Below are 20,332 nucleotides of genomic sequence, written 5' to 3'. Positions count from 1 at the left end.
TGCAAGCTCATGACCTGGTCTTATGCTCAGCTAATGAATTTAGCGGGGCGGAATCCATTGACTTCCCCACCGGGATGGATGCAAGGTCTGCCCGTCACCTCCGACCCACACCGTCGCAAAGGAGCCCGGTCACTGTGCGCATGCCTCGCAGAGCACTCGCCGCCGCTGTCGTCGCCCTGGTACTGCCGCTCAGCGCCTGCGGTTCCGGAGGTGACGAGGGCGGTTCCACGGACGCCTCCGGCAAGGTCGAGGGCGACATCACCTTCCAGACCTGGAACCTGAGGGCCAACTTCAAGCCGTACTTCGAGGGCCTGATCGCCGACTTCGAGAAGAAGTACCCCGGCACGAAGGTGAAGTGGGTCGATCAGCCCGCCGAGGGCTACGCCGACAAGATCAGCGCGGACGCGGCCGGCGGCACCCTGCCCGACGTCGTGAACGTCTCGCCGGACCTCGTCGCCCCGCTCGCCAAGGCGGGCCTCGCGCTCGACCTCGACAAGTCCGCCGCGAAGTACAAGAAGGAGTACCTGCCGGGCGCCTGGGCGAGCCACGAGATACCGGGCTTGGAGGGCACGTACGCCTTCCCCTGGTATCTGAACACCGGCCCGCTCTTCTACAACAAGTCGCTGTTCAAGGAGGCCGGCCTGGACGCCTCGAAGCCTCCGAAGACGTACGACGAACTGTTCGACGACGCCCTGGAGCTGGCCGACAAGAGCGACGGCAAGGTCGCCACCCTCGCGAACGTGCCCACGATCGAGGACTTCGGCCGGTACGGCGTCGAGCTCATGAACAAGGAGGGCACCGCCTTCGCGTTCAACGACGCCAAGGGGGTCGAACTCCTCACCAAGTACAAGGAGTTGTACGACGCCAAGGCACTTGACTCGCAGGCGCTGACCGCGACCCCCGAGTCGTCGGGCAAGAAGTTCCTGACCGAGGCCGTCGCCATGAACCCGGGCAGCGCCCTGGACCTCGGCAACTTCAAGAAGCAGGCGCCGAACCTCTACAAGAACATCGGCATCACCGACCAGATCACCAGCACCGGCAAGGTCAACATGTACGTGATGGGTGTGATGGTCAACGCCCAGACCAAGCGGACGCCCGCCGCGGTCGCCTTCGCGCACTTCGTCACCGACGCGCAGAACCAGATGTCGTTCGCCAAGAAGGTCGCGATCTTCCCGAGCACCGCCGGTTCGCTGGACGACCCGTACTTCACCCAGGAGGACGGCACGGACGAGACCCGTGTCCGGATCGCCGCCGCCAAGTCCCTGAAGAACGCGGTCAATTACACCCCGGTCCTGTTCAGCGAGCAGATGAAGACCGAGCTGCGGAACTCCGTCGCCAAGGCGCTGCAGGGCAAGGTGAGCCCCAAGGAAGCGCTCGACAACGCTGTCAAGGCGTGCGACCGGCTGCTCCAGCAGCAGGGCTGACCGACATGGCGAGTTCTTCCAGTACCGCTTCCTCCGGCACCGCCGCCCGCGGCGCGTCTTCCGGAGCCGTACGGGTGCGGCGCCAACTGCCCACCAGTCCCTGGCTGTTCGCCGCCCCGGGACTGCTGGTCGTCGGCATCTTCATCCTGTACCCGTTCGTCTCGACGCTGGTCAACGCCTTCACGGACCGCCGGACCCTGATCCCCGGCGAGTTCGTGGGCCTGGCCAACTTCCGGGAGCTGCTGCACGACGAGATGTTCTGGATCGGCCTGCGCAACAGCACGCTGTACGTCCTCGGGGTGGTCCCCGCGCTCGTACTGCTGCCCCTGCTGCTCGCGCTCCTGGTCCAGAAGAACATCCCCGGCATCGCCTTCTTCCGGTCGGCCTTCTACACCCCGGTCGTCGCGTCCATCGTCGTGGTGGGACTCATCTGGGTGTGGCTGCTCGACGAACGCGGCCTGGTGAACTCGCTGTTGGAGACGATCGGCGTCGGCAGGATCGGCTTCCTCAGCGACCAGTGGCTGCTCCTGCTGAGCGCCATGGCCGTCACGGTCTGGAAGGGCCTCGGCTACTACATGATCATTTATCTGGCCGCGCTCGCCAATGTGCCGCGCGAGCTGCACGAGGCCGCGTCGGTGGACGGCGCGGGCGCGTTCCGCCGCTTCCTCACGGTCACCGTGCCCGCCGTCCGCTCCACCATGGTGCTGGTCGGCGCGCTCTCCTCGGTCGCCGCCTTCAAGGTGTTCTCCGAGGTCTATCTGATGGCCGGCCCGGACGGCGGCCCGGCGGGCGAGGACACCACGCTCGTGATGCTCGTGCAGCGCACCGGCACCGGCCTGACCGGCCGCGTCGGCTACGCCTCCGCCATCTCGGTCGTCGTCTTCGTCGTCACCGTCGCGCTGATGCTGCTCGTGCTGCGCGCCGACCGGAAGGAGGACGCGTGAGCGTCGCCGAGAAGGTGCGCGAGGCACCGGCCGCCGTGGCGGCGGCGCCCCGCCGCAAACGCGTCACCGACGAGCACGGCCGAAGCGTCCGGGTGTGGGAACTCGCCCTGCGCTACCTGCTGTTGATCGCCGTCCTCGCGCTCACCGTCGGGCCGTTCGTGTGGCAGCTGTCCACCTCGTTGAAGGGGCCGACCGAGGACATCTTCAGCTCGCCGCCCAAGTTCCTGCCGAGCGATCCGACCCTGCACAACTACGAACGGGTCGCCGACACCATCCCCGTGTGGGACTACGCGTTCAACTCGCTGAAGGTCGCCACCACCAACGTCGTCACCAACTGCGTCGGTTCGGCGCTCGCGGGCTACGCCCTCGCGCGGCTGCGCTACGGCGGCCGCAAGGTGACCACGCTCGTGTTCATCCTGGCGATGCTCGTGCCCGTCGAGGGCATCATCATCGCCCAGTTCACGACGATGCGTGAGCTCGGTCTGAACAACACCCTCATCGGGGTCGTCCTGCCCGGCTGCATCGGTGCGATGAACGTCCTGCTGATGCGCAACGCGTTCCTCAACCTCCCCTACGAGATCGAGGAGGCGGCCTACGTGGACGGGGCGAACGTCTGGCAGCGGTTCCTGCGGATCGCCCTCCCCTCGGTGAAGGGCACTCTCGCCGTCGTCGCGATCTTCGCCTTCATGGGCGCCTGGGACGACTTCCTGTGGCCGCTCATCGTGCTCAGCGACCCGGACAAGTTCACCCTGACCATCGGCCTCAACTATCTGCACGGCACCTTCGCCAACGACGAACGGCTCGTCGCCGCCGGCACGATCATCGCCGTGGCACCGCTGATCGCCCTCTTCGCCTGCCTCCAGCGGTACTTCTTCCGCGGTGTCGGCGAAGGCGCGGTCAAGGGCTGAGCCAGGCAGCCACGGGCTCACCCACCCACATCACGACGGGCTCACCGGCCCGCAAGGCCCCACACCCCCACGTACGCACCCCAGAACCAGGACTCCCGCATGCCGCCTTCTGTCGTGCGCTTCGGCGTCAACTACACCCCGAGTGAAGGGTGGTTCCACCACTGGCTGGACTTCGACCTCGACTCCGTACGGGCCGACCTCGACTCCATCGCCACACTCGGCCTGGACCACATCCGGGTCTTCCCGATCTGGCCCTACTTCCAGCCGAACCGTTCACTGATCCGCCCGCGGGCCGTCGAGCAGCTCGTCGACCTCGCGGACGCGGCCGCCGAGCGCGGCCTCGACGTCAACGTCGACGGTCTGCAAGGGCACTTGTCCAGCTTCGACTTCCTGCCCGCGTGGACGCAGACCTGGCACCGGCGGAATCTGTTCACCGACCCCGAGGTCGTGGAGGGGCAGGCCGAATACCTGCGGACCCTCGCGGCGGCCCTCGCCGACCGGCCCAACTTCATCGGCATGACCGTCGGCAACGAGGTCAACCAGTTCTCGGCGGGCCCCCATCCCGACCCCGACCGGGCGGAGCCCGCGCAGATCGACGCCTGGCTGGAGCGGATGCTCACAGCCTGTGAGAAGGGCGCGCCGGGCAGGCTCCATCTGCACGCGGAGTACGACGCGGCCTGGTACCAGGACGACATGCCGTTCACCCCGGCCCAGGCCGCCCGGCGCGGCGCGGTGACCGCCGTGCACTCGTGGGTCTTCAACGGCACGGCCCAGCGGCACGGACGTACCTCAGTCGCGACCGAGCACCACGCCGCCTATCTGATCGAGCTGTCCAAGGCCTGGGCCGACGACCCGTCCCGTCCGGTCTGGCTCCAGGAGGTCGGCGCACCGGCGCCGCTGGTCCCCGCCGAACACGCCGCCGCCTTCACGGAGGCGACCGTCGCGAACGCACTCGACTGCACCGATCTGTGGGGCATCACCTGGTGGTGCTCCCACGACGTGTCCCGCGATCTCGCCGACTTCCCCGAACTCGAGTATGGGCTGGGTCTGTTGACCAACGACCGCCGCCCCAAGGACAGTGCACGGGCGCTGGCCCGCACGGCACGCGAGCACACCTACGCGCCCAAGACCCGCACCACCGCGCTCGTCGTCCCCGACAGCCCCGCCGACCGCTCGCTCTGCGCGCCCGGCGGACCCGTCTTCGAGGCGTTCTTCCGGCTCACCGCGGACGGCGCCCGCCCGGCCACCGTGCTCGCCTCACGCGCGGACGACGAGGAACACCTCGCCGCCCGCGGCATCACCGAAGTCGTCACTCCCGATCAGGTTCCGTAGACCCCCACAAGAACTCCCACAAGGAGGCACTTGCTCGTGAACCCCACCAGACGCACCGTCCTGCTCGCCGCCGGCACCGGGGCGGCGGCCGCCCTGCTCCCGGCCTCGCCCGCCACCGCCGAGCCGAGGGCCGCCGCGGCACTCCAGCCGTACGCGTCCTACTGGTACCCGGACTCGTTCCCCTCGGGCTCCCCGGGCGCGGGCATCACCTGGCGCAGCCTGAAGTCATGGCGTGCCGCCGACGACACCGACCTGGCGTTCAACGCGGCGTCCGTGCCGCTCGCCGCCCGCTTCACCCCGACACCGGCGAACACGACGGCCCGCTCCGGCCAGGCCCGTATCCAGTCCCTGGTCTCCTTCGGCCCGACCGCGAGCAACCCCTCGCAGGGCGCCGCCGACGCCGACTACTACGCCCTCACCCACTGGTCGTACGTCGATGAGCTGATCTTCTGGGGCGGCTCCTCCGGCGAGGGCCTGATCCTGGCCCCGAACGCGCCGATCGTGGACGCCGCCCACCGGCACGGCGTGCCCGTCCTCGGCAATGTCTTCCTGCCGCCCGTCGCGTACGGCGGACAGCTGCAGTGGACCCGGGACCTGGTGCAGAAGGACGCGTCCGGGCACTACCCGCTGGCCGCCCAGCTCGTCGCGGTAGCGGAGGCGTACGGGTTCGACGGCTGGTTCATCAACGCCGAGACCAGCGGCGGGAACGCCGCCCTCGCCACCGACATGCTCGGCTTTCTCACCGAGCTCAAGACGCTCGGCACGGCGAAGGGGCAGCGCGTCACCTGGTACGACTCCATGACGGTGAGCGGCTCGGTGAGCTGGCAGGGTGCCCTCAACAACCAGAACAGGGTGTTCTTCCAGGCCGCCGACTCGATGTTCGTCGACTTCCGCTGGTCGTCGAGCAGCCTCGCCTCCTCGGGAACGGCGGCCCAGCAACTCGGCCGCAGCCGTTACGAGTTGTGGGCTGGCGTCGATGTGGAGGCCAACGGCTGGAACCGCTCAGTGAACTGGGACGCCATGGTGCCCAGCGGCTCATCGCACGTCGTCTCGGTGGGCTTCTACCGGCCCGAGTGGACCCGCAACCACCTGCCCGCCGGACGCACCCCGGGCGACTTCCACGCAGCCGACGACCGCTTCTGGACCGGACGGTCACTCGATCCGGCGAAGCCCGACGCCACCGACACCTGGCGGGCCCCCGCCGTCTCCGTCGCCGACCGCTCGACGGTGACCTCGGTCCCCTTCGCGAGCACCTTCAACACCGGCCACGGACTGCGCTGGTACGAGGACGGCAAGGTCACCTCGACGGCCCCCTGGAACCACCTCGGCCTCCAGGACCGGCTGCCCTCCCGGCGCTGGGTCGTACGCACGACGGGCGCGCGCCCCGCCGTCACCTTCGACTTCGCGGACGCGTGGCACGGCGGCAGCAGCGTCCTGGTCGCCGGAGCCCTCGACGCGCCCGCCACCCTGGACCTGTACGCGACCAGGCTCCCCCTCGGCGAGGACACGGTCGTCGAACTGACCCACCGCGTCGACTCGGGGAGCGCGACGGTCGAACTGGCCGTCGCCACCGCCGAGCCCTCGGGCGCGGGCCGGCCGTACACGTACACGTACTTCCCGGTCACCGCGGGCAGCGGCTGGGGGACCTCGACCGTACGGCTGACCGGTCTCCCGGCGGGCGGCACCGTGCACGGCCTCGGCGTACGGCTCACCGGGTCCGGCGGCGCCGTGAAGTGGCGGCTCGGCGGACTCGCCGTGCGGAACCAGGCCGCCCAGAGCCCGTCCGTCCCGGCCGACCTGAGCATCACCGGCGCCTCGGGAGGCGACCTGCGCTTCGCGTGGCGGGCCGTCCCCGGCGACGTACGCCACTACACGCTGCACCGGGTCCTGCCCGACGGCACCCGGCGCTTCCTCGGAGGTACCGCCCAGCGGGCCTTCTTCGTCGGCGGATTGACACCCGAGGGCGGTGAGTCCACGGCGAGGTTCGAACTGCGGGCCGTGGGGGAGCTTTACACCGCGTCGGCCCCCGCTACCGTCACACACACCTGGTGACCGCCGACCAGGTGGTCATCGTCGAAAGCCGGTGTTGACCACCGACACCGAGCAGCAACCCGCACAACGGAGTTACGGAGCACCTCACATGCATGACGACCGCAGCCTGGTCGAAGCCCGCCTCAAGCGTGTGCTCGACGAGCGCATACGACCCGCCGTGTACCCCGAGTCGGTACCACTGGAAGTGGCGGTGTGGCACGCGCCCGGCGAGCCCGTGCCGGTCGACGAAGGGCTGTCCGCCCCGGTCGAACCGATCGAGGCGGGCGCGCGGTGGGGTGCTCCGTGGGGCACCAGCTGGTTCCGGGTGACCGGGACCGTGCCCGGAAAATGGGCCGGGAAGACCGTCGAGGCGATCCTCGACCTCGGCTTCGACGAGAACATGCCCGGATTCCAGTGCGAGGGCCTCGTCTACCGGCCCGACGGCACGCCGGTGAAGGGCCTGAACCCGCGCAACCAGTGGGTACGGATCGGCGCCCCCGTCGAGGGTGGCGAGGAGGTGCGGCTGCACATCGAGGCCGCGTCCAACCCCGTCATCCTCGACTACCACCCCTTCCGGCCCACGCAGCTGGGCGACAAGGAGACGGCCGGCAGCGAACCGCAGTACAAGCTGGAGCGGATGGACCTCGCCGTCCTCGACGAGACGGTGTGGCAGCTGGTCATCGACCTGGAGGTGCTCGGCGAGCTGATGGCCGAGCTGCCGGTGGAGTCCGCGCGCCGCTGGGACATCCTGCGGGCGGTGGAGAAGGCCCTCGACGCCGTCGACCTGCAGAACGTGGGCGGCACGGCGGCCGCGGCCCGCTCGCACCTCGAAGGGGTGCTGGCCGCCCCCGCCGTCCCCTCCGCCCACCGCATCAGCGCCGTCGGCCACGCCCACATCGACTCGGCGTGGCTGTGGCCGCTGCGCGAGACCGTACGCAAGGTCGCCAGGACCACCTCCAACATGACCGCCCTGATCGAGGACGAGCCGGACTTCGTCTTCGCCATGTCGCAGGCCCAGCAGTGGGCCTGGGTGAAGGAGCACCGGCCCGAGGTGTGGGCCCGGGTGAAGAAGGCGGTCGCCGACGGGCGGTTCGTACCGGCCGGCGGTATGTGGGTCGAGTCGGACACCAACATGCCGGGCTCCGAGGCGATGGCCCGTCAGTTCGTGCACGGCAAGCGGTTCTTCCTCGACGAGTTCGGCGTCGAGAACGAGGAGGCGTGGCTGCCCGACACCTTCGGCTTCGCCGCCGGACTGCCGCAGATCATCAAGGCGGCCGGCTCCAAGTGGCTGCTCACCCAGAAGATCTCGTGGTCCCAGACCAACAAGTTCCCGCACCACACCTTCCAGTGGGAGGGCATCGACGGCACGCGGATCTTCACGCACTTCCCGCCCGTCGACACGTACAACTGCTCCATGAAGGGCAGCGAGATCGCCCACGCGGCGAAGAACTTCAAGGACAAGGGCGTCGCCCGGCACTCCCTCGCGCCGACCGGCTGGGGCGACGGAGGCGGCGGCACGACCCGCGAGATGGTCGCCAAGGCGGCCCGGCTCCGGGATCTCGAAGGCTCGGCGACCGTGGTCTGGGAGACCCCGGAGAAGTTCTTCGAGAAGGCGGAGGCCGAATACCCCAACGCCCCCGTGTGGGTCGGTGAGTTGTACCTGGAGCTGCACCGCGCCACGCTCACCAGCCAGGCCAAGACCAAGCAGGGCAACCGCCGCAGCGAGCACCTCCTGCGCGAGGCCGAGCTGTGGGCGGCGACTGCGGCCGTACGCACCGAATTTTCTTATCCGTACGAGGAGTTGGACCGCCTCTGGAAGACGGTCCTGCTCCACCAGTTCCACGACATCCTGCCCGGCTCGTCCATCGCGTGGGTCCACCGTGAGGCCCGTAAGACGTACGAGGCGGTCGCCGAGGAGCTGAACGGCATCATCGGCTCAGCCCAGCGCGCGCTGGCCGGTGAGGGGACGACCGCCCTCGCCTTCAACTCCGCGCCGCACACCCGTGACGGGGTGCCCGCCGGCGGAGCACGGACCCCGGCTGTCGGCGGCGAGTGCACGCTCGTGCCCCGCACGGACGGCGGCTACGTGATGGAGAACGGACGGCTGCGGATCGAGATCGACGAGCGCGGACTCGTGGTCTCCGCGTTCGACCTCGCCGCGGACCGCGAGACCCTCGCGCCCGGCCGGGCGGCCAACCTGCTCCAGATCCACCCCGACTTCCCCAACATGTGGGACGCCTGGGACGTCGACGAGTTCTACCGCAACACGGTCACCGACCTGGTCGACGCCGACGAGGTCGCCCCCGGTGACGACGGCGTCTCGGTCCGGATCGTACGTGGCTTCGGGGCGTCGAAGGTCACGCAGGTGCTGTCGCTCGCGCCGGGGGAGTGGCGGCTCGACATCGACACCGAGGTCGACTGGCACGAGACGGAGAAGTTCCTGAAGCTGGCCTTCCCGCTCGACGTGCACGCCGAGCGGTACGCGTCCGAGACGCAGTTCGGGCACTTCTTCCGGCCGACGCACACCAACACGTCATGGGAGGCCGCCAAGTTCGAGGCCTGCAACCACCGGTTCGTCCACATGGAGGAGCCCGGCTGGGGCGTCGCGGTTGTCAACGACTCGACGTACGGCCATGACGTGACGCGGGCGGTGCGCGACGACGGTGGTACGACCACCACGGTCCGTGTCTCGCTGCTGCGCGCCCCGCGGTTCCCCGACCCCGAGACCGACCAGGGCGTCCACCGCTTCCGGCACGCGCTGGTGCCCGGTGCCGGGATCGGCGACGCGGTGCGCGAGGGCTGGCGGATCAACCTGCCCGAGCGCAAGGTCGTCGGCGGGGTCTCCGAGGTCGCGCCCCTGGTGGCCGTCGCTCAGGACGCCGTCGTGGTCACCGCGGTGAAGCTCGCCGACGACGGCAGCGGTGACGTGATCGTCCGCTTCCACGAGTCACGCGGAGGCCGCAGCCGGGCCACACTCACAGCGGGCTTCGAGGTCGAGTCCGTCACGGTGACGGACCTGCTGGAACGGCCCCTGGCCGACGCGGTCGCCCCGGAGCGGGACGGGAGCCGACTCACCCTGAAACTCCGCCCGTTCGAGCTGGTGACACTGCGACTCAAGCGCGCGTGAGGTTCCTTTTGGGCTGAGGGTGCGCCGCGGGTGCGTTGTGGTTGCTCGCGCAGTTCCCCGCGCCCCTGAAAGACGGGGCTGCGCCCCAGTCTTTCGCCTTTAGGGGCGCGGGGAACTGCGCGACAAGCCCCCACCGGCCCGCAGACGCCCCCCGACCCGACGTCGGACCCGGTTCCAGCCCTCAAGGCTGGAGCTGGGTCCGCAACCACTGCTCCACCTCACCCACATGCGCTGCCGCCGCCGCGCGGGCGGCTTCCGGATCGCGGGCGACGAGCGCACGATGGATCGCCGCATGCTCCCGCCGCGTCCGCTCGAACGCACCCTCCTCCTGGTACCCGCGCCACACCCGGGCGCGAAACGTGCGCGAGGACAGCCCCTCCAGGATGGCCGCCATCGTGTCGTTGCCCGCGGCGACCCCGATGGCCCGGTGGAACGCCAGGTCGTGGGAGAGGATCTCCTCCGGGTCGTCCGTCGCGTTCATGGCCGTCAAGTGTTTCTCGACCTCCGCCAGTTGGTCGGAGGTGATCCGCGCGGCCGCGAGCGCGGTCGCCGTCGACTCCAGGATGCGCCGCACTTCGAGGAGTTCGACCAGCCGCGGCCCCCGGGAGAGGTCCGCGACCACTCCGAAGGTCTCCAGCAGATCCCCGGCCTCAAGCTGCGTCACGTAGATCCCTGACCCGTGCCGGGCCTCCAGGACGCCCAGGACCGTGAGTGCCCGGATCGCCTCGCGCATCGAACTGCGCGAGATGCCCAGCTGTGACGCCAGATCCCGCTCGGTCGGCAGCCGCGCGCCCGGCTCCAGACGGCCCTCGCCGATCATCGCCTTGATCTGGTCGATCGCGCGCTGCGTCACGGTCCCCTTCTGCGGGGCCGCCGTCGTCCCCTGGGGCAGGCTCTCGTCCACGCCATGTCCTCCTGTTGCCGGGTGCGCCGCAGTCTAACCACTCAGGTGGTCGGACCACTACGTATGAAAACCAGGGAAAAATGCGGTCCAGGGGTGTTGTCAGGGGGAAGTGGTCTGATAAATATGCGTGGCACCTGCTCGATCACGCTCAACGAGGAGCCGATACATGGCCGGCAGAACTGTGCGGTACCGGAACGGTCGAAACACCTCACGGGCGATACGTGCGGCGGCCGTGGCCGCCTGCGCCACGCTCGTACTCGCGGCATGCGGCAGCACCAAGGACAACGTCGCCTCCAAGGGCGACGGCGGAGGCGACGGCAGCGGCAAGGTCGGGGTGATCCTGCCCCTGCTGACCTCGCCGTTCTGGCAGTCGTACAACGACTACGTACCCAAGATGGCGAAGACCGAGGACGTCGACGCCCTCAAGACCGTGAACTCGAACAGCGACCCGTCGCAGCAGATCACGGACATCAACAACCAGCTCAACCAGGGTGTGAAGGGCCTCGTCGTGGCCCCCCTGGACAGCGCCGCGATCTCCGCCGGCCTCGACCAGGCCGAGCGCAAGGGCGTGCCCGTGGTCGCCGTGGACGTGGCGCCCGAGAAGGGCAAGGTCGCGATGGTCGTACGCGCCAACAACGTCGCGTACGGGGAGAAGGCCTGCGAGTACCTCGGCAAGCAGATCCCCTCCGGCAAGGTCGTGCAGATCATGGGCGACCTGGCCTCGGTCAACGGCCGGGACCGCTCCGAGGCCTTCCGGGCCTGCGTCAAGGAGAAGTTCCCGAAGCTGAAGGTCCTGGAGATCCCCGCCAAGTGGGAGTCCGACACCGCGGCCTCCAAGCTGGACACGCTCCTCAACGCCAACCCGGACATCAAGGGCATCTACATGCAGGCGGGCGGCGTCTATCTCGCGCCCACGCTGCAGACCCTGAAGTCCAAGGGGCTGCTGAAGAAGACCGGCGAGAAGGGCCACATCACGATCGTCTCGAACGACGGCATCCCGCAGGAGTACGACGCGATCCGCAAGGGCCAGATCGACGCCACCGTCTCGCAGCCGGCCGACCTCTACGCCAAGTACGGCATGTACTACATCAAGGCGGCGATGGAGGGGAAGACCTTCAAGCCGGGTCCGACCGACCACGACTCCGAGATCGTCAAGCTGCCCAGCGGCATCCTCGAGGACCAGCTGCCCGCGCCGCTGGTGACCAAGGAGAACGTCGACGACCCCGAGCTGTGGGGCAACACGGTCAAATGAGCACACCACTCGTTGAGGCGCGGGGCATAGCCAAGCGGTACGGCCCCACGGTCGCCCTCGCCGACGGACAGCTGACCGTGCACGCGGGCGAGTCCCATGCCCTCGTCGGCCGCAACGGCGCGGGCAAGTCCACCCTCGTCACCGTACTCACCGGCCTCCAGGCCCCCGACGAGGGCACGGTCAGCTTCGACGGCGAGCCCGCGCCCGCCCTCACCGACCGGGACGCCTGGCGGCGCAAGGTGGCCTGCGTCTACCAGAAGCCCACCGTGGTCCCCGAGCTGACGGTCGCCGAGAACCTCTTCATCAACCGGCAGCCGCAGGGCCGCGGCGGCTTCATCAGCTGGCGGCGCCTGAAGACGGAGGCCGCCGAGGTCCTCGACACCTGGGACGTCCACGTCGACCCGGACGCGCGGACCGCCGACCTCAAGGTCGAGGACCGCCAAATGGTGGAGATCGCCCGGGCGTTGAGCTTCGGCGCCCGGTTCATCGTCCTCGACGAACCGACCGCCCAGCTCGACAACCGGGAGATCGAGCGCCTCTTCACCCGCATGCGCGCGCTCCAGGAGTCCGGCGTCACGTTCCTGTTCATCTCGCACCACCTCCAGGAGGTGTACGAGGTGTGCCAGACCGTGACGGTCCTGCGCGACGCCCGCTGGATCACCACGGCCCCGGTGGCCGAGCTGCCGCGGGCGGCCCTGGTCGAGGCCATGGCGGGGGAGTCCATCGCCGCCGTGGAGGAGAAGGCCGCCCGTGGCGACGTGGACGCCGGCGCGCCCGTCGTCCTGGAAGCACACGGGCTCACGTCGGATTCGTACGAGGGCATCGACCTCACCGTGCGCGGTGGTGAGGTCGTCGGTCTCGCCGGATCCAGTGGCAGCGGCAAGATCGAGCTGGCCGAGTCCTTCGCGGGACTGCACACCCCGACCGGTGGCACTGCCCAACTGGAGGGCAGGCAGCTGCCGTTCGGCGATGTGACGGCCGCCCTGCGCGCCGGTGTCGGCTGCGTACCGCGCGACCGGCACGGGCAGGGTCTCGTCTTCGGCATGACCGTCGGTGACAACGCCACGATGAGCGTCCTGGACCGCCTCGGCCGGTACGGCTTCGTCGGCACCGACCGCAAGCGGGGCTTCGCCGACGAGCTGATCGACCGCCTCGACATCCACACCCAGGGGCCCGACCAGCCGGTGTCCGACCTCTCCGGTGGCAACGCCCAGAAGGTCGTCATGGCCCGGGCCCTCGCCTCCGATCCTCGGCTGCTGGTCCTGATCAACCCCACCGCGGGCGTCGACGTGAAGTCCAAGGAGTCCCTGCTCTCCCGCATGGACTCGGCCCGTGACGACGGCACCGCCGTGCTCGTCGTCTCCGACGAACTCGACGACCTGCGCCGCTGCGACCGCGTCCTCGTCCTCTTCCACGGCCGCGTCGTCGCCGAGCACCCGGCGGGCTGGCGCGACCACGAGCTGATCGCCTCCATCGAAGGAGTGGACCACCATGGCTGACACGAAGGCCCCGTCGGCCTCGGCCTCCACCCCCCTACGGCCGCTGAAGAGCAAGGCCGACGCCAAGGCCGTACTCCTGCGCAGGGCACGCGAACTCGCCCTCGTACCGGCCCTGTTGCTGCTGCTCGTGCTCGGTGCGTTCGTCAACGACGCCTTCCTCACCGAGCAGAACCTGATCTCCATCCTGGGCGCCTCGGCGGCCCTCGCGATGGTGGTCCTAGCCGAGTCGCTCGTGCTCATCACCGGCAAGTTCGACCTGTCGCTGGAGTCGGTCGTCGGCATCGCGCCCGCCGTCGGCGCGCTGTTGCTGCTGCCCGCCGCACAGTCGGGCTGGGGCACCGAACTGCCCGCCGGAGTCGCCCTGCTCGCGATCCTCGTCGTGGGCGCGATCATCGGCGGCTTCAACGGCATCCTCGTGGTGAAGCTCAAGCTCAACGCGTTCATCGTGACGCTGGCGATGCTGATCATCCTGCGCGGTCTGCTGGTCGGCGCGACCGAGGGCAAGACGCTGTTCGGGATGCCCGACGCCTTCTACACACTGGCCACCACCACCTTCCTGACCGTGCCGATCTCGGTGTGGCTGGCGGCGGCGGCCTTCGGCATCGCCGGGTTCTTCCTCAAGTACCACCGCCTGGGGCGTGCCCTGTACGCGATCGGCGGCAACGCGGACGCGGCGCGCGCGGCCGGCATCCGTGTCGAGCGCGTGATGCTCGGCGTGTTCGTCGTCGCCGGGACGCTCGCCGCGGTCGGCGGGCTGATGCAGACCGGCTATGTCGGCGCGATCAACGCCAACCAGGGCCAGAACATGATCTTCACGGTGTTCGCGGCCGCGGTCATCGGCGGCATCAGCCTCGACGGCGGCAAGGGCACGATGTTCGGCGCACTTACGGGCGTCCTCCTTCTTGGGGTTGTGCAGAACCTGCTGACTCTTGCACAGGTGCCGTCCTTCTGGATCCAAGCCATTTATGGAGGGATCATCCTGGTCGCGTTGATGATCGCTCGGGTGACCACCGGCCGGGCGCAGGACTGAGCGTGGTGTGCACCTGCGGGTGCGCTGTGGCTGGCCGCGCAGTTCCCCGCGCCCCTGAAGGGGCTCGATCGAAAGGTATTTCTGTGTCCTCATCTGCCGCCCGCATCACCGCGGTCGACACCTACGACATCCGCTTCCCCACCTCGCGTGAGCTCGACGGCTCCGACGCGATGAACCCGGATCCCGACTACTCGGCCGCGTACGTCGTGCTGCGCACAGGCAGCGACGACACGGCCGACGGCCTGGAGGGACACGGGTTCACCTTCACCATCGGGCGGGGCAACGATGTCCAGGTCGCCGCGATCGAGGCGCTGCGCCCGCACATTCTGGGCCGGCCGGTGGACGAACTGTGCGCGGATCCCGGCGCGTTGAGCCGGGACCTGATCGGGGACAGCCAACTGCGGTGGCTCGGGCCCGAGAAGGGCGTGATGCACATGGCGATCGGCGCCGTCGTCAACGCCGTCTGGGACCTTGCCGCCAAGCGCGCCGAGAAGCCGCTCTGGCAGCTGCTCGCCGACGCCACACCCGAATGGCTCGTGTCCCAGGTGGACTTCCGCTACATCGCGGACGTCCTCACCCCCGAGGACGCCCTCGGCCTGCTGGCCCAGGGCCGGGAGGGCGCGACCGAACGCGCCGCGCTGCTCAAGGAGCGCGGCTTCCCCGGCTACACCACCTCGCCCGGCTGGCTCGGCTACTCCGACGAGAAGCTCACCCGGCTGGCCCGCCAGGCCGTCGCCGACGGCTTCACCCAGATCAAGCTGAAGGTCGGCGCGGACCTCGCGGACGACGTACGCCGCTGCCGCGTGGCCCGTTCCGTCGTCGGCCCCGACATCCGCATCGCCATCGACGCCAACCAGCGCTGGAACGTCGACGAGGCCATCGAGTGGACCAAGGCACTCGCCGAGTTCGACCCGTACTGGATCGAGGAGCCCACCAGCCCCGACGACGTCCTCGGCCACGCCACGATCCGCAAGGCGATCGCCCCGGTCAAGGTCGCCACCGGCGAGCACGTACAGAACCGGATCATCTTCAAGCAGCTGCTCCAGGCGGGCGCCATCGACGTCCTGCAGATCGACGCGGCCCGTGTCGGGGGCGTCAACGAGAACCTCGCGATCCTGCTTCTCGCGGCCAAGTTCGGCGTCCCGGTCTGCCCGCACGCCGGCGGCGTCGGCCTGTGCGAACTGGTCCAGCACCTCTCGATGTTCGACTACGTGGCACTGTCCGGCACGACCGAGGACCGCGTGATCGAATACGTCGACCATCTGCACGCCCACTTCCTCGACCCGGTGGTGATCAGAGAGGGTCACTACATGGCACCCACCTCACCGGGCTTCTCGGCGACCATGCGGCCGGAGTCCATCGCGGAGTTCACGTTCCCCGGCGGCACCTTCTGGGCCGCCGACCTCGACCGGCAGAAGGAGCAGGCGGCATGAGCGACTTCGAGGGCCTCAAGGCCCTGGTGACGGGCGGTGCCTCCGGCATCGGCCGGGCCACCGCGGAACTCCTCGCCTCCCGCGGCGCCCAGGTCGCCGTCCTCGACCTGGATCCCACGAGCGTCGAGAAGCCCCTGCTGGGTTACCAGGCGGACGTCACCGACGACGACTCCGTACGCCGTGCCGTCGCCGCCGCGATCGCCGACCTGGGCGGTCTCGACGTGCTGATCAACAACGCGGGCATCGGCGCCCAGGGCACCGTCGAGGACAACGACGACGAGGTCTGGCACCGCGTGCTGGACGTCAACGTCGTCGGCATGGTCCGCACCGCCCGGGCGGCCCTGCCGCACCTGCGGAAGTCCTCGCGGGCCGCCATCGTGAACACCTGCTCCATCGCGGCCACCGCGGGTCTCCCGCAGCGCGCCCTGTACTCCGCGTCCAAGGGTGCCGTCCTGTCGCTGACCCTGGCCATGGCCGCCGACCACGTCCGCGAGGGCATCCGCGTCAACTGCGTGAACCCCGGCACCGTCGACACCCCCTGGGTCGGCCGCCTCCTCGACGCCGCGACGGACCCCGCCGCCGAACGGGCCGCCCTGGAGGCCCGCCAGCCCACCGGCCGCCTCGTCACCGCGTCCGAAGTCGCGGGCGCCGTCGCCTACTTGGCGAGCCCGCTGTCCGGCGCCACCACCGGCACCGCCCTCGCCGTCGACGGCGGGATGCAGGGGCTGCGACTGCGCCCGGCGGGCCAGTGAGCGGGTCGGTGAGCGAGCCCGTGAACAGGCTCGGCCGCAGCGAAGTCGAGATCACCGCCCTCGCCCTCGGCGCCGCCGGTATCGGCAACCTCTTCACGGAGGTCCCGGACGAGCAGGCGCAGGAGACCGTGGGCGCCGCCTGGGACGAGGGCATCAGGTACTTCGACACCGCGCCCCACTACGGCATCGGCCTCTCCGAACGCCGCCTGGGCGCCGCCCTGCGCGAGCACCCCCGTTCGGCGTACACGATCTCGACCAAGGTGGGCCGCCGCCTGGAGCCCGGCGACGCGGGCGGCGACGACCTCGCCAACGGCTTCGCCGTGCCCGCCACACACCGCCGCGTATGGGACTTCAGCGCGGACGGCGTACGCCGCAGCCTGGACGCCAGCCTGGAACGGCTCGGCCTCGACCGGGTGGACGTCGTCTACCTCCACGACCCGGACGACCACGCCGAACAGGCCTTCCGGGAGGGCTATCCGGCGCTGGAGAAGCTCCGCTCGGAGGGCGTGGTGGGCGCGATCGGCGCGGGCATGAACCAGGCCGAGATGCTCACCCGCTTCATCGTCGACACCGATGTCGACGTGGTGCTGTGCGCCGGGCGCTACACCCTCCTCGACCAGGGCGCGCTGACCGACCTGCTGCCGGCCGCGCAGGAGCGCGGGACCTCGGTGGTGATCGGCGGCGCCTTCAACTCCGGTCTGCTGGCCGACCCGAGGCCCGGAGCGACGTACAACTACACCGCCGCACAGCCCGAGGTGCTGGACCGTGCCCTCGCGCTCAACGCCATGGCCGACCGGCACGGCACCACCCTGCGCGCCGCCGCCCTGGCCTTCTGCGCCGCCCATCCGGCCGTCGCGGGCGTCCTGGTGGGAGCCAGGTCGCCGCACGAAGTCCGCGACTGCGCCGAGCAGTTCGAGGCGCCGGTGCCCGCGGCCTTCTGGCAGGAGGTGCGGGAGGCGGACCTCCTGCCCGCCGACGCCCCCGTGCCCGGCGAGAAGGCGTCGAAGCCGAAGGAGCCGAAGGAGCCGAAGGAGCCGTCATGAGAGTGGCCCTGCACACCAAGGTCCGCGCCGACCGCGTCGCCGAGTACGACGCCGCCCACCGCGAGGTCCCCGAGAAACTGACGGACGCGATCCGCGCCGCCGGAGCCTCCTCCTGGACGATCTGGCGCAGCGGTACCGACCTCTTCCACGTCCTGGAGTGCGAGGACTACCCGCGACTCCTCGCAGAACTGGAGCAACTGCCGGTCAACATCGCCTGGCAGGCCCGGATGGCGGAACTCCTCGACGTGGTCCACGACTACTCGGCCGAGGGCTCGCAGGCGGAACTGCCGGTCGTATGGGAGCTGCCGTGACCGTACGCACGGGCGCAGTCGACGCCCACCATCACGTCTGGGACCTCTCCGTACGGGACCAGGACTGGATCACCGGACCCGAACTGGCGCCCCTCAGAAGGAACTTCACCGTCGAGGACCTGGAACCGGAGGCGCGTGCCGTCGGAGTCTCCCGGACCGTCCTGGTGCAGACGGTCACGGTGGCGGAGGAGACCCCCGAGTTCCTGGCCCTCGCGGAGGCACACGACCTGATCGGCGGAGTCGTCGGCTGGACCGACCTCACCAGCCCCGACGTGACCGACGAACTGGCCCGGCTGCGCGAACTGCCGGGCGGCCGCCACCTCAAGGGCATCCGCCACCAGGTCCAGGGCGAGCCGGACCCCGAATGGCTCCTGCGCGAGGACGTACGCCGTGGACTGGCGGCGGTCGCCGAAGCCGGCCTGGTCTACGACCTGGTGGTCCTCCCGCACCAACTTCCGGCCTGCGCGAGGGCGGCCGAGCGCCACCCCGAACTCACCTTCGTCCTGGACCACTTGGGCAAACCCCCGATCGCCGCGGGCGAGCCGGAACCCTGGGCCACCGGCATCCACGCGCTGGCCGCCCAGCCGAACACCGTCTGCAAGCTCTCCGGAATGGTCACGGAGGCTGACCCGAAGGGCTGGAGGGTGGGCGACCTGACCCGCTACTCGGACACCGTGCTGGAAGCCTTCGGGCCCGGCCGGCTCATGTTCGGCTCCGACTGGCCGGTGTGCACCCTCGTCGCCTCGTACACCGAAGTGGCCGACATCGCGGGTCAGTTGACCGGGAAACTCAGCGAGAGCGAACAGGAGGAGATCTTCGCGGACACCGCGACCCGCGTCTACGGTCTCTGAAGCACAGTGCCGACCCACTTCTACGACTTATGAGCCACCGAGTCCAGCCGCGTCGGCGGTAGGAATTCTCGTACGTACGTCCGCTCCCAGCAGGCGCCCGTCTCCCGCAGTTCCTGCCAGGTCGTGTACCGGTAGCGGAAGAGGCGGGCGCGGACGTACCGGGGCGGTGCGTCCAGTGGGAACGGGGAGCGGCGCAGCAGCCGGAGCGTGTCCCGGTCGTTCTCCAGGAGCCGCTCCACCAGGGCGCCGAACCACGATCCGGCGTAGGCGGGGGAGAGCGCGGCGAACCACATCATCCAGTCGAGCCGCAAGTGGTACGGGGCGAACTGACGCGGCCAGTGCCTCGGATCGCCGGGCTTGCCCTTGAACTCGTACTCCCGCCAGTCGGAGTCCTCGTGGGGTCCGGCGTCGGCCGTGCCCTCGACCACCACCTCGTACCGGACGCGGCTGACGCTGCCGAACGCCCCGTAGGTGTTGACCAGATGGAGGGGGTCGAAGGAGCGGTTCATGACCTGGCGGCGGGAGATCATGTTGCGGACCGGGTGGTAGCTCAGCGTCACGAGCAGCGCGGCGACCGCGAAGACCACGACCTTGTACCAGAGCGGGGCGGCGGGGACGTCCGGGGCCGTGCCGGGCAGCTCCAGTGCCGACAGGGCCAGCACGATCGTGATCCAGTTCAGCCAGGAGAAGTTGCCGGACAGGATCAGCCACAGCTGGGTGAGGATCATCAGGGCCGCGGCGGCCGTGGCGACGGGCTGAGGGGTGAACAGCAGCACGGGCACGACGAGTTGGGTGAAGTGGTTGGCGGCCACCTCGACCCGGTGCAGCGGCTTCGGCAGATGGTGGAAGAACCAGCTCAGCGGGCCCGGCATCGGCTGGGTCTCGTGGTGGTGGTAGAGACAGGTCAGCTTGCGCCAGCACTCGTCGCCGCGCATCTTGATCAGCCCCGCCCCGAACTCGACGCGGAACAGGATCCAGCGCAGCAGGAAGAGCACCACCACCGGCGGGGCGACCTCGTCGTTGCCCAGGAAGACCGCGAGGAAGCCGGTCTCCAGGAGCAGGGACTCCCAGCCGAACGAGTACCAGGTCTGGCCGACGTTCACGATCGACAGATACAGGACCCACGGCACCAGCCAGAGCAGCATGCCGCCCCAGAGCGGCAGTTGACCGTCCAGCCCGGCGATCAGCGCCACCGACACCGCACAGCCGGTCCACGCCCAGGCCGCGAAGAAGCGGTCGGAGTAGTGGAGATGGAACACGCTCGGCGCCTGCCGGAACGGCACCCGCGCCACGAACCGGGGCACCGGCAGCATCCCGCGCTCGCCGGTCAGCGCACGGAACTGCAGCGCCGCGCCCAGGAACGCGACGAGATAGATCACCGCCAGAGCCTTCTGGAGGACCAGTCGGCTCATCCAGTACTCGGGGGCTGTGAACCACTCCACGGAGCCCGCTCCCTTCCCTTCCATTGTGACGCTGTGTGACTCTCTCCGG

16 protein-coding genes are annotated in these 20,332 nt (G+C 69.7%); 14 read left to right on the top strand and 2 right to left on the bottom strand.

Annotated elements, in window-relative coordinates; all coding sequences use genetic code 11:
• Positions 1 to 140 precede the first annotated feature (140 nt).
• The 6 genes from JEQ17_RS07650 to JEQ17_RS07625 all read left to right on the top strand — a co-directional run bounded on the left by JEQ17_RS07650 (position 141) and on the right by JEQ17_RS07625 (position 9,766).
• Positions 141 to 1,424, top strand: a complete 1,284-nt coding sequence (locus JEQ17_RS07650) for an ABC transporter substrate-binding protein (RefSeq protein WP_200394502.1) — start codon at positions 141 to 143, stop codon at positions 1,422 to 1,424.
• Positions 1,425 to 1,429: 5 nt separating this feature from the next.
• Positions 1,430 to 2,368, top strand: coding sequence for a carbohydrate ABC transporter permease (locus JEQ17_RS07645; RefSeq protein WP_200394501.1), 939 nt, complete (start codon positions 1,430 to 1,432; stop codon positions 2,366 to 2,368).
• The gene (locus tag JEQ17_RS07640) at positions 2,365 to 3,276 is read left to right on the top strand and encodes a carbohydrate ABC transporter permease (RefSeq protein ID WP_383390363.1); all 912 of its coding nucleotides are present in this window, start codon (positions 2,365 to 2,367) and stop codon (positions 3,274 to 3,276) included. Before JEQ17_RS07645 ends, JEQ17_RS07640 begins: the two co-directional genes overlap by 4 nt.
• A gap of 114 nt (positions 3,277 to 3,390) precedes the next feature.
• Complete coding sequence (locus tag JEQ17_RS07635; protein ID WP_200401365.1) at positions 3,391 to 4,608, top strand: glycoside hydrolase 5 family protein; 1,218 nt, start codon at positions 3,391 to 3,393, stop codon at positions 4,606 to 4,608.
• A gap of 36 nt (positions 4,609 to 4,644) precedes the next feature.
• Positions 4,645 to 6,660 carry an endo-beta-N-acetylglucosaminidase gene (locus JEQ17_RS07630; RefSeq protein WP_200394500.1) on the top strand — a complete coding sequence of 672 codons (2,016 nt, stop codon included), beginning with the start codon at positions 4,645 to 4,647 and terminating at the stop codon, positions 6,658 to 6,660.
• Between the two features lie 88 nt (positions 6,661 to 6,748).
• Positions 6,749 to 9,766: an alpha-mannosidase gene (locus JEQ17_RS07625; RefSeq protein ID WP_200394499.1), complete on the top strand. Its 3,018-nt coding sequence runs from the start codon at positions 6,749 to 6,751 to the stop codon at positions 9,764 to 9,766.
• Between the two features lie 181 nt (positions 9,767 to 9,947).
• On the opposite strand, the gene JEQ17_RS07620 is transcribed toward JEQ17_RS07625, so the two are convergent.
• On the bottom strand, positions 9,948 to 10,670 hold the full coding sequence (locus JEQ17_RS07620) for a FadR/GntR family transcriptional regulator (protein WP_200394498.1): 723 nt from the start codon (positions 10,668 to 10,670) through the stop codon (positions 9,948 to 9,950).
• A 166-nt stretch (positions 10,671 to 10,836) separates the two neighbouring features.
• Between JEQ17_RS07620 and JEQ17_RS07615 the strand changes: the two genes are divergently transcribed.
• The 8 genes from JEQ17_RS07615 (at position 10,837) to JEQ17_RS07580 (ending at position 18,841) form a co-directional block, all read left to right on the top strand.
• Positions 10,837 to 11,922 (top strand): sugar ABC transporter substrate-binding protein, encoded by a 1,086-nt coding sequence (locus tag JEQ17_RS07615; RefSeq protein ID WP_200394497.1) that lies wholly within the window; start codon positions 10,837 to 10,839, stop codon positions 11,920 to 11,922.
• Complete coding sequence (locus JEQ17_RS07610) at positions 11,919 to 13,421, top strand: sugar ABC transporter ATP-binding protein (RefSeq protein ID WP_200394496.1); 1,503 nt, start codon at positions 11,919 to 11,921, stop codon at positions 13,419 to 13,421. The genes JEQ17_RS07615 and JEQ17_RS07610 overlap by 4 nt, the downstream gene beginning before the upstream one ends.
• Complete coding sequence (locus tag JEQ17_RS07605) at positions 13,414 to 14,451, top strand: ABC transporter permease (protein WP_200394495.1); 1,038 nt, start codon at positions 13,414 to 13,416, stop codon at positions 14,449 to 14,451. Before JEQ17_RS07610 ends, JEQ17_RS07605 begins: the two co-directional genes overlap by 8 nt.
• A gap of 83 nt (positions 14,452 to 14,534) precedes the next feature.
• Positions 14,535 to 15,884 (top strand): L-fuconate dehydratase, encoded by a 1,350-nt coding sequence (locus tag JEQ17_RS07600; protein ID WP_200394494.1) that lies wholly within the window; start codon positions 14,535 to 14,537, stop codon positions 15,882 to 15,884.
• The gene (locus tag JEQ17_RS07595) at positions 15,881 to 16,636 is read left to right on the top strand and encodes an SDR family NAD(P)-dependent oxidoreductase (RefSeq protein WP_200394493.1); all 756 of its coding nucleotides are present in this window, start codon (positions 15,881 to 15,883) and stop codon (positions 16,634 to 16,636) included. Before JEQ17_RS07600 ends, JEQ17_RS07595 begins: the two co-directional genes overlap by 4 nt.
• A 20-nt stretch (positions 16,637 to 16,656) precedes the next feature.
• On the top strand, positions 16,657 to 17,679 hold the full coding sequence (locus tag JEQ17_RS07590; protein WP_200401364.1) for an aldo/keto reductase: 1,023 nt from the start codon (positions 16,657 to 16,659) through the stop codon (positions 17,677 to 17,679).
• The gene (locus JEQ17_RS07585; protein ID WP_200394492.1) at positions 17,676 to 17,990 is read left to right on the top strand and encodes an L-rhamnose mutarotase; all 315 of its coding nucleotides are present in this window, start codon (positions 17,676 to 17,678) and stop codon (positions 17,988 to 17,990) included. The genes JEQ17_RS07590 and JEQ17_RS07585 overlap by 4 nt, the downstream gene beginning before the upstream one ends.
• Positions 17,975 to 18,841 (top strand): amidohydrolase family protein, encoded by an 867-nt coding sequence (locus JEQ17_RS07580; protein WP_200394491.1) that lies wholly within the window; start codon positions 17,975 to 17,977, stop codon positions 18,839 to 18,841. The genes JEQ17_RS07585 and JEQ17_RS07580 overlap by 16 nt, the downstream gene beginning before the upstream one ends.
• Before the next feature lie 20 nt (positions 18,842 to 18,861).
• Here the strand turns inward: JEQ17_RS07580 and JEQ17_RS07575 are convergent, their stop codons facing one another.
• Positions 18,862 to 20,283, bottom strand: coding sequence for a lipase maturation factor family protein (locus JEQ17_RS07575; RefSeq protein ID WP_200394490.1), 1,422 nt, complete (start codon positions 20,281 to 20,283; stop codon positions 18,862 to 18,864).
• Positions 20,284 to 20,332: the final 49 nt, after the last annotated feature.

The sequence above is a fragment of the Streptomyces liliifuscus genome, assembly GCF_016598615.1.
GTDB lineage: Bacteria > Actinomycetota > Actinomycetes > Streptomycetales > Streptomycetaceae > Streptomyces > Streptomyces liliifuscus.
The sequence above is the reverse complement of the archived record's forward strand: the minus strand, read 5'-3'. Positions and strand labels throughout refer to the sequence as shown.

What these genes read in the sequence shown, in the direction of transcription:
- JEQ17_RS07580 (WP_200394491.1), top strand. Translation starts at nt 17,975, where the DNA reads ATGGGAGCTGCCGTGACCGTACGCACGGGCGCAGTCGACGCCCACCAT.
- JEQ17_RS07610 (WP_200394496.1), top strand. Translation starts at nt 11,919, where the DNA reads ATGAGCACACCACTCGTTGAGGCGCGGGGCATAGCCAAGCGGTACGGC.
- JEQ17_RS07645 (WP_200394501.1), top strand. Translation starts at nt 1,430, where the DNA reads ATGGCGAGTTCTTCCAGTACCGCTTCCTCCGGCACCGCCGCCCGCGGC.
- JEQ17_RS07615 (WP_200394497.1), top strand. Translation starts at nt 10,837, where the DNA reads ATGGCCGGCAGAACTGTGCGGTACCGGAACGGTCGAAACACCTCACGG.
- JEQ17_RS07605 (WP_200394495.1), top strand. Translation starts at nt 13,414, where the DNA reads ATGGCTGACACGAAGGCCCCGTCGGCCTCGGCCTCCACCCCCCTACGG.
- JEQ17_RS07625 (WP_200394499.1), top strand. Translation starts at nt 6,749, where the DNA reads ATGCATGACGACCGCAGCCTGGTCGAAGCCCGCCTCAAGCGTGTGCTC.
- JEQ17_RS07595 (WP_200394493.1), top strand. Translation starts at nt 15,881, where the DNA reads ATGAGCGACTTCGAGGGCCTCAAGGCCCTGGTGACGGGCGGTGCCTCC.
- JEQ17_RS07650 (WP_200394502.1), top strand. Translation starts at nt 141, where the DNA reads ATGCCTCGCAGAGCACTCGCCGCCGCTGTCGTCGCCCTGGTACTGCCG.
- JEQ17_RS07585 (WP_200394492.1), top strand. Translation starts at nt 17,676, where the DNA reads ATGAGAGTGGCCCTGCACACCAAGGTCCGCGCCGACCGCGTCGCCGAG.